Origin of the sequence: Acinetobacter sp. ANC 3832 (assembly GCF_002135415.1) — a bacterium.
Classification (GTDB): Bacteria; Pseudomonadota; Gammaproteobacteria; order Pseudomonadales; family Moraxellaceae; genus Acinetobacter.
Map to the genome: position 1 here is coordinate 491277 of NZ_NEGJ01000001.1, position 10680 is coordinate 501956.

Consider the following 10680-nt stretch of genomic DNA (forward strand, 5'->3'; position numbering starts at 1 on the left):
AACATAAATTTAGAAAATAAAAAAGAGAGTCGTAACTCTCTTTTTTTAAAAATAACAAAGATTATGTCAAGATTAGAAAACTAGGTGATTACCTTGTAATAAATCATCCAAATTCAAGTGATTATTCTGAAGAATCACAAGCTCTTGAGGAGTATATTGAGCACCTTTACCGTCAAGATCAATTTTCACGATAGAGTTATTACCATCTTGCTCTACAGTGACATATTGGCTGATCGTTTGAGCTGTTACACCTTTACCGCTTAACAGTGATTGAATATCAATTTTATCACCTTCAGCTTTCGAGAAATCAGTCCATGTATCACCATGACCTGACACTGAATTAAGTGCAGTAAATTTAACGATATCTGCACCAGCACCCATTTGAAGTACATGCATAACAGAATCAGCAGTAAAAGTATCAGCACCTGCAGAGCCCTGAATTGTTTGTTCGAAAGCAATATTCAAATGTGCAGTCGCTGTTTCGCCATTGCTATTGGTTACTTTATAAACAAAGTCTTCAGTTCCCGCTGCACTCGATTTCTGTGCATAACTATATGTACCGTCTGCTTGAATCGTTAATGACCCAAATAAACCTTGAACTGTTGTTCCAGAAGTTGCTACAGCTTTAAACGTTGCACCACCATCAGTAGAAATTGATAATTTGCTACCAATACCAAGTGCATCAATATTTGCAGTTTCAACACCTACACCAGTGAAAATGTTACCTGAAGCAGTACCATTATTATTGACAGTCCAACTGTCATGGTTTTGAGTAGTCACTTGAATTGATGTGTCGTAATTCGATGACCAGCCACCCCATCCAGTTGAAGTATTAAAGTTCACACGGTATTGGCCAGCTTCGGTTACTTTTACTTCAGCACTTAACAGCTCATTACCACTGTTAACACTATTAGAGAAAGTTGAATTAAAGTATTTAGAACCATTTGCACCCGTTACATTTTCCCATTGACCTGTTTTGTCATTGTATTTCTGTAACTGCCATTTAAATGTCGTATCATCAGGATCTTGAGTGGTAGAGTACTGACCACCAAATAAAGATTTCGCAAATGCAGCTTTAAATGCAACTTTAATGGTTGATTCTGAGTTTGCATCTACTTTAAATATATTTGAAGTAACAGCTGCAGACTTATTAAATGATGTGCAAATTGTTCCTGAATTTACAGATGACTGGCTTGTTGTTTGAACCAAAGTAGATTTAACAACATCAAAATCATTATATAGATGTAACATCGTACCTGATTTCGAAGGATCCGTTGGATCCCACTCTACTTTCACTTCATCAGAACCAATTTGAACATATACTTTTGCTTGTGATGTATTACCCGCTTGGTCTTTAATCGTATAGCTGAAAGCATCTACTTTACCAACAACACTTGCATCTTTATTTGGTGTATATGAATAAGAACCATCCGCTTTAATCAGCATTGTTCCAAATTTACCTACCAAAGTTGTTGAACCAGTCGCAGATACATCAACCGATTTACCGTCAGAATTGATAATTTTCGTAACAGTTGTTCCAGCAGTAGTTACGTCATCAGACATTACATTACCAGAAACAACATTGGCTTTCAGTGCTTCTAAATTTGCAGATTTTGTTACAGTATCATATGTAACATTTAAGCTATTTACAGAAAGGAAGCTAAATAATGTTAAGTCTTCAGCAATGATCTTATAATTACCTTGTGCTAAATCACCTGTTTTAATGCGTGCTTGCTCAGGGAAAAATAAGAAGAACTTATTGAATAAGCCAACATCTGTATTTGATGCAACTTTTTCCCAATTCCCTTTATCATTTTGCTTATAAAGCGTTACTTTCACTGCATCAAACAATGATGCAAAACCAAAATTCGTTGCTTTAATGTCAACATTGGTTTTTTGTGTATCACCAACATTAAAGTTAATTTCAGTCGCGTTACAGCCAAGTATAGGAATACCAAGGAATTTAAATACCGAACCGAAAGACTTGGTTTCTGTGTATTTAGAACTCGTTGTTGTGAAACCAAGATCAATATCTGCATGTACTACATCATTATTTGCTTGTAATAACATTGGTGCATTTACTGATTTAGGAACACTTGTATTACCCGCAGCATCTGTACCCGTAACATTTACAAGCTGACCTGCACCATATACTTTACCAAGATCTACAGTAAACTTACCATCTGCTCCTGTAGTTGCTCGCCCAATCACATTGCCATTTACATCTTTAACTTCTATTTGTGCATTTGGTTCTGAAGTACCCGTAACTTGTGTTCCTTGACTATTAAATGCCAAATTATTGACTTCAGGAGCTGTAATATCTGGCGCATGAACAGGTGCATCTGGAGATTTATTACCTGCTACATCCGTTGCATTTACTGTTAAATCTTCACCATTTGCTTGTTTAGGTGCGACTGTTACTGCAAAATTACCACTCGCATCAGCCGTACCCGTACCAATCACGTGACCTGTAGGATCTTTAACCTCAACTTTGGAGTTCGGTTCCGCTTTACCTGTAACCGTTGTACCGCCATTAACTACTGCAAGATCAGTAGGTACATCTGGTGCAGTAATATCCGGCGCATGAACAGGTGCATCTGGAGATTTATTACCAGAAGCATCTGTTGCATTTACTGTTAAATCTTCACCATTTGCCTGTTTAGGCGAGACTGTCACCGCAAAATTACCGCTCGCATCAGTCGTACCTGTACCAATCACTTGACCAGCAGGATCTTTAACTTCAACTTTAGAGTTCGGTTCTGCTTTACCTGTAACAGTTGTACCACCATCAACTACTGCAAGATTAGTAGGTGCATTCGGTGCTGTAATATCTGGTGCATGAACAGGCGCATCTGGAGATTTATTACCAGATGCATCTGTTGCATTTACAGCTAAATCTTCACCATTTGCTTGTTTAGGCGCTACTGTCACCGCAAAGTTACCACTCGCATCAGTCGTGCCTGTACCAATCACTTGACCAGTAGGATCTTTGACCTCAACTTTCGAGTTCGGTTCCGCTTTACCTGTAACCGTTGTACCACCATCAACTACTGCAAGATCAGTAGGTGTATTTGGTGCAGTAATATCCGGCGCATGAACAGGTGCATCTGGAGATTTATTACCAGAAGCATCTGTTGCATTTACAGTTAGATCTTCACCATTTGCTTGTTTAGGTGCGACTGTTACCGCAAAATTACCACTTGTATCAGTTGTACCTGTACCAATCACTTGGCCAGCAGCATCTTTTACTTCTATTGTTGATTTTGGTTCAGCTTTACCTGTAACCGTTGTACCACCATCAACTACTGCAAGATCAGTAGGTGCATTTGGTGCAGTATTATCTTTACCTTGCGCATCAAAAACTTCAGATTGTTTTGGTATTGGTGCTGTATCTGTTGCTGTAACAAATACGTGCTCACCATTGTTTTGTGCAGGGTTCAGGCTAACTGTGAAATTACCATTTGCATCAGTTGTACCCGTACCAAGTATATTCCCAGCTGCATCTTTAACAACAATTGTTGCAGTTTCACTTACTTTACCTACAATGCTCGCGCCTGTAGTTGGGTCAACAACTGCTGCTGTAATAACAGGTGCCATATTATTTGCGACTACTTCCGCAGGTGCTGAAGGGTTGTGTGCAGCATCAGTCGCTGTAACATCTAAAGTTTGACCATTATTTTGAGCAGGATTAACGTTGACTGTAAAATTACCACTAGCATCAGTTGTACCTGTACCAATCACATTGCCAGCAGGGTCTTTAACTTCAATTGTTGCTTTTGGTTCAGCCTTACCTGTAACAACTGTTCCTGCATCATTAATTACTACATCTGTTGGTTTTTCAGGTGGAGTAATATCTGGTGCATGTACTGCTGTAGGATCAGACTCATTTTGTGATGGATCTGTTGCTGTTACTTTTAAATCTTGCCCATTTGCTTGTGCTGGATTAAGAGTAACTTGATAATTACCACTCACATCTGCAATTGCAGATCCGATAATTTGATCATTAGCATCTTTAATTTTAACGGTTGAACCAGACTCAGCATGACCCGTTACACTTGTACCTTGACCATTAATAACTGCAGTCGGTGCATCTGGTGCTTTAAAATCTAACAATGTAACTTCTTGTGAATATGGTAAATTTTGTTTATTGGTACCAGATATGGTTACAATTTCACCATTAATAAACTGATCTGTTGTGTAAGTAAAACTACCATTTGGCGCTACTTGCATTACTACAGTATCTAATACGTTATTGGTAATGGCATCACGAATTACTAATGTAACCTTTGTGCCAGATTTATAATCGGAAGATGTAATTTCATTAGTCGACATATTTATTACCTTTGTGACGCTACTTTTTTATTGGTAGCAAGATGAAATGTTTTAATGTGTGTTTTTTGTACATTATAGCTAGTTTTATGCAAACCAGTTAACACTTTTTTAGTTTTTATTGTTTTATTCTACCTAAAGATAAAACACCACCTATTTACATAGATGGTGTTTCTTCAATTTATTAATAAATAATGTTATTTTTCAATAGATCATTAAAATCAATATGACCTGAATTCTCTAATGTTAGGAACTGTGTCGATTGATAAACACTACCCGCACCATCTCTATCTATACTTAATACTGTTGATACTGCACCAGTTTTCGCATTGATAACATCATGTTCTTGCAAGAACTGACTAATATTGATGCTGTTCACTGTCGTACCTGTTTCTGCCTTGATTTGTGCCATCCAATCTGTCAAATCAATTTTGTCTTTCGATGCATCAAAATGATTCCACATATCCGTCACATGCATACCAACATCAGTACCTTTACCAGTTAAGCCGTCATAGATACCATCACCATTCACATCAACAAAGTCTTTACCTGTTGTATTAATCGAGATTCGGTCATCACCATTACGGTCTATCCAACCATTAGTATTACTATTACCAAAGGTATCTAGATCAAACTGTGAACCATAACCATTGCCAATTGTTGTACCAGTCTCTCCTAGGTATAAACCACCACTATTCATCTCAGCTGTTACTGTATCAAGTACCTTATAGATAACTGTTGTTGCAACACCGTTTGAATAGAATGCGTCATTGTCTCGTGTACTGGTATATACCTGATGGTCAATTGAAGCTTTCCAATCATGAGCACCTGTATCTGCTTGACCTTTAAAGTACTGAATCGGTGCATTAATATTACTATATGAACCAACAACTTGATAAACAGCAGTACCATTATTCCCGCCATTTTTAAAAGCATGAATATCAAGATCAACACGGTAGTTCGCTGTATCTGTCTCTGCCAAGTCTTGCAAATGAGTTGCAACCAATCTTACCCCTGCAAGTTGACCAGCATTTACAGGATTGAAGCCGTTATAACTATATTCCCAATAACCATTTTCATCGACCGTTGTAACTTTTTGGCTAGAACCATCACTGAATTTACTACCATCAGCTAAAGTCAGGTAAACGCTTGTTTCACCCCAATAACCTGTACCATCAAAACGTGTCGCAAAACCAGCTAAATTGGCTGCATCGTTATAGAAGTTAACTCCATCTGTTTCCATGAATGCAGATGCACTAAACTCTTTCAAGTTGTTATATGGTTTGTAATACCACTGTACATAGTTACCTGACGTATATGCTTTTAGTGGATCAGTAAGAACATTAATGTACTTATCTGTAACTGAAACATTACCTGCAGCATCAACTGTTTTGAATACATAGTTTTTAAATGGATCAAGATAACTCAATGCGCTTGCAACATCTAATTTACCATTGGCATCCGTTTTAAATATGACATCTGCGCCAATTTGTTGACTATTTTCATCATGCCCAGCACCACGGTAATCTTCTTTATAAATTGTGAAAACACGCTCACCAGCTTCACTAAATTGGAAGAAAGCACCTTTGGTATTTAAGCCACCAGTAGCATTTGAAGTACTATTAGAGTAGTCAAAATAACCCTGTGCAGCTACATTATCAATTTTATAGTTTTGTGCCGTTGCTTCTGTCGTACCACCCACATAGGTTGTTGCTGTATTACCTGCAAGATCTGTCACTACAGCGCGGAACTTACGATCTACATTATCAAGCGCAAGTTTTGACCAATCCACATCATAAGATGAAGTACCATCAGCACCGATTGTTGCTGTATTTAAATCCGTCCATTGACCATCAATCAAAGTTTGGTAAACAACCTGAGCGCCTTTTTCACCCGTTACGTTTAATGTAAATTGATCATCATTCGAATAGAAATCAGTAGCTAAGTCACCATTATCCTGATAATTACTCATATTGATAGTCGGAGCTGGTTCCAATACTGTATCAATCACAACTTCTGTTAGGGTCTGCTGTCCTAAATTACCAGCTTGATCAACAACACGTGCACCAAACTTATACGTACCGTCTGCTAGAACATGACCTGTATTATCATAACTCCACGTACCATTACCGTTGTTTGTTGCATCAAGCCAAGTTACACCACCATCTAAAGTGATCTGAACCTTATCACCAGCATCTAAAGGAACTATCGGTTTAGCATTGATAATTAATGTGTTATCGCTAGTAACATAATCACCTAGAGTACCCGTATCATCTGAAATCGAAATTACAGCTGCCTTATCCGTTGGTGCTATTGTATCTACAACCACATCAAATGGTGCTGTCGGATCACTCACATTACCCGCTTTATCCGTTTGGGTCGCAGTTAATGCATGTAGACCATCCGCCAAACCTGGAGTTGGAATTGTATAACTCCAATGACCATTTCCATCGGCTTGAATACTACCAACCAGCTGGTTATTGTCATAAATATTGACCCAGTTAAACGCTTCTGCTGTACCTGCAAGCGTTGGTGTAGTGTCATCACTATGATCACCTGATGTTAATGGACCTTGTATTAACCCCACATCATCCATCACTGAATCAATTGTTAAACCAACTGGTTTAGTAGTATCGATATTAAAGTCAATACTTGCTTCCGCTGTATCACCATTCGCTAATTTAGCAGTTGCAGTATATGCCTGTGCTCCATCAGCCTGGTGTGGTAGCTCTGTTGTCCATATACCATTAACATCGGCTGTTACTGAAACAATAGCTTTACCATCTTTATCAGTAATTGTAACGATAGCACCTGCATCCGTTGTACCTGATAATACTGGAGTATCATCATTGGTATAACCACCTTGCATAATCGGACCAATAATTGGCTGTTCATTATCTGAAGCTTCAATCGTGATTTTTACATTACGATCATCTACTTCAAAACTTAATGGATCGCTCGGAATGCTCTTATTTCCGGCTGGATCTGTTTGAGTTACAGTGACTAGATGTGAACCATTATCAAGTGGCGTCGTTGGTGTAAAACTCCATGTCCCATCTGGTTTTACGTATACTGTACCAATTTCAACACCATTATCTACAATCTTAACAGCACTATTTGGTTCCCCTTGACCACTAAAAGTTGGCGTAGTGTCATCAGTTACATCACCAGAATGAATTGGACCTTGTACTTTACCAACATTATCATCTGCTGCTAATGTTGGTTTAGCTGGTGCTGCTGTATCCAGAATAAAACTGAAGTCACCCGTAATTGGACTTAGCTGTCCAGCTTTATCAACAGCTTGCGCAGTTAAGTCTTTAACCCCATCAACACCTAGATCACTTACTTCAACTGACCATGTGCCATCTGGTTGAACTATAGCCGTACCAACTACAACACCAGCACTATAAACATGAATCGTTGTGCCTATTTCACCTGTACCACTTACTGTTGGCATTTTATCGTCTGTTACACCAACAGTCTTTTCAATTGGACCTGTCACACTACCAAAGTTATCTTCAACGCTTGTAATTACAGGTGATTGAGGTGGAGTAACCAATAAATCAAATACCCATGGCGTTGTGACTGGACCTTCATTACCCGCCACATCAATAGGTGTTGCCGTTAAACTATGTTGCCCACCAGTTAATGAAACATCTGGTGTAAAACTCCATGTACCATCTGGGTTAACTGTGGTTGAACCAATTAACTGACCGTTGTCATAAACATTTACCACACTTACATCTGCTGGGGCTTTACCAGTAAATTCTGGACGAGTATCGTCAGTAAATCCATTATTTGGAATGGTTCCTTGGACTTCTCCAACATCATCTTTTAAGTCTAAATCGCTTAAAGGATTTGGTGGCATAGTATCAATCGTGACATCTTGACTGGTCATCGACCCTGCATTACCTGCCTTGTCTACAACTCGTGCTTCTACAACATGCTTACCTTCTGTTAATGGATTTACTGTGTTGTCATATGACCATGTGCCATCTGCTTTTAATGTCGCATCTACCCACTTACCACCATCAACACTGACTTGAACCTTATCACCCGCTTGGATTTGACTCGCGTCAGACACTTTCCCACTAATGATCAATGTTGGATCTTTAGTGATGAAGTCGCCTACAGTACCTGTATCGTCTGTAATGCCTGTGATTGTTGCTGTAACCGTTGGTGGCGTAATATCAATAACAACATCAAATGGTGCTGATGGTGCACTTACGTTACCCGCAGGATCTGTTTGTGTTGCTGTGATCGCATGCTCACCTTCAGTTAGACCAGGTGCAGGTACCGTGTAGTTCCAGTTACCACTTGGATCTGCAACAACACTGCCCACTGGTTTACCATCATCATAAACAGTAACCACATTACCTGGCTCAGCCTTACCTGTAAGCGTTGGTGTAGTGTCATCTGTTGAATCACCTGATTTCAATGGACCTTGTATAGCTCCCACATCATCTGTCACCGAATCAACACTTGGTGCTACTGGTGCTGTGCTGTCAATGGTGAAATCAGTTTTTGCTTCTGCAACAACACCACTTGGTAATGTCGTTGATGCTGTATAGGTATGTGCACCATCAGCTTGAGTCGGTAGTTCTACTGACCATTTACCATTCGCATCTGCTGTTGCACTACCTACAGTTTTGCCTGCTTCGTCTTTAATCGTAACTACTTGACCAGCTTTCGTGGTTCCTGAAAGCACAGGTGTATTGTCATTGGTCAAACCACCTTTCGCAATCGGACCCACGTTTGGTTCTTGGTTATCGCTTGCTGAAATTGTAATTTGAACCGCACTGCTATCCACTGTGAAATCAAGTGGATCACTCTTCGGACTTTCATTGCCCGCAGGGTCAGTTTGACTCACTTCAATTTTATGTGGACCTTCCACCAATGGTGCATCTGGTGTATATGACCATGTACCATCGGGTTTAACTGTCGTCGAACCAACTGGTTGACCATTGTCATAGATCGTGACTTTGTCACCCGGTTCACCTGTACCACTTAGGCTTGGTGTGGTGTCATCAGTCGTATCACCTGGTTTAATGTCACCTACTTTCGGACCAACATCATCTTCTGCAGTTATTGTCCCTGGTTTTGCTGGTGCAGTCGTATCCAAGATAATTGGATATTCACCTGTCATTGGACTTGCTTGCCCTGCAGCATCAACCGCTTGTGCTGTGATGTTCTTCGGTCCATCTACACCTAAATCAGGTAGCTCTAATGACCATGTTTTATCTGGGCTAACCGTTGCTGTCCCGACTTCTTTACCATCAACATAAACATGAACCACTGAACCTGGTTGAGCAGTACCACTAATGGTTGGTGTCTTGTCATCTGTCACACCATTTTTTTGGATTGGACCTTGTACACTACCAAAATCATCTGCAACGGTTTGAATCGTCGGTGCTGGTGGTGCATCGCCGACCACACCAAACTGCCATGGCGCTGACGCAGGACTAACGTTACCCGCTTTGTCTTCCGCAACCGCTGTTAAGCTGTGTGGACCCGCAGTCAAAGGAGTCTCAGGAGTAAATGTCCAAGTACCATCAGCTTTAACTGTCGCTGTACCCAACAATTTACCATTGTCATAGATGTTCACATGATCGGCATCTACTGGTGCTTTACCACTGATGTCTGGACGTGTGTCATCTGTTTTGCTGTCTACGCTATTTGTAATCGGACCTTGAACTGAACCCACATCATCCATCACTGAATCAATGCTTGTTGGGCTATCAATTGGTGCAAGCGTATCAATCGTAATGTCTTGTTTAACCAATGGCGTGTAGTTACCCGCTGCATCAATCACACGAGCTTCTACAACATGATTGCCATCTGTGAATGGATTCGCTGTGTTGTCATATGACCATGTGCCATCTGCATTGACTTTCGCATCAGCCCACTGACCACCATCAATACGAACTTGGACTTTGTCTCCAGTCGCTAATGGTGCTGTAGTATTACCATTAATAATTAAGGTGTTGTCATTGGTAATGTAATCGTGTGCATTAACACCTGTATCATCCGTCACACCAGTAATCACAGCACTTGCCACTGGAATTGTCGTGTCTATCACCACATCAAATGGCGAAGTAGGCGCACTGGTATTGCCCGCAGGATCTGCTTGTGTTGCTGTGATCGCATGCTCACCTTCAGTTAGACCAGGTGCAGGTACCGTGTAGTTCCAGTTACCACTTGGATCTGCAACAACACTGCCCACTGGTTTACCATCATCATAAACAGTAACCACATTACCTGGCTCAGCCTTACCTGTAAGCGTTGGTGTAGTGTCATCTGTTGAATCACCTGATTTCAATGGACCTTGTATAGCTCCCACATCATCTGTCA

At 40.2% G+C, this 10680-nt stretch carries 2 protein-coding genes; both read right to left on the reverse strand.

What is annotated here, in order from left to right; all coding sequences use genetic code 11:
• Positions 1-72: 72 nt before the first annotated feature.
• Positions 73-4332, reverse strand: a complete 4260-nt coding sequence (locus B9T35_RS02360; RefSeq protein ID WP_086189513.1) for a BapA/Bap/LapF family large adhesin — start codon at positions 4330-4332, stop codon at positions 73-75.
• Between the two features lie 181 nt (positions 4333-4513).
• Positions 4514-10669, reverse strand: coding sequence for an Ig-like domain-containing protein (locus tag B9T35_RS02365; RefSeq protein WP_213033344.1), 6156 nt, complete (start codon positions 10667-10669; stop codon positions 4514-4516).
• Positions 10670-10680 lie beyond the last annotated feature (11 nt).

Excerpts from the sequence above, each read along its gene's own strand:
- B9T35_RS02360 (WP_086189513.1), bottom strand. The coding sequence starts at position 4,332 with ATGTCGACTAATGAAATTACATCTTCCGATTATAAATCTGGCACAAAG.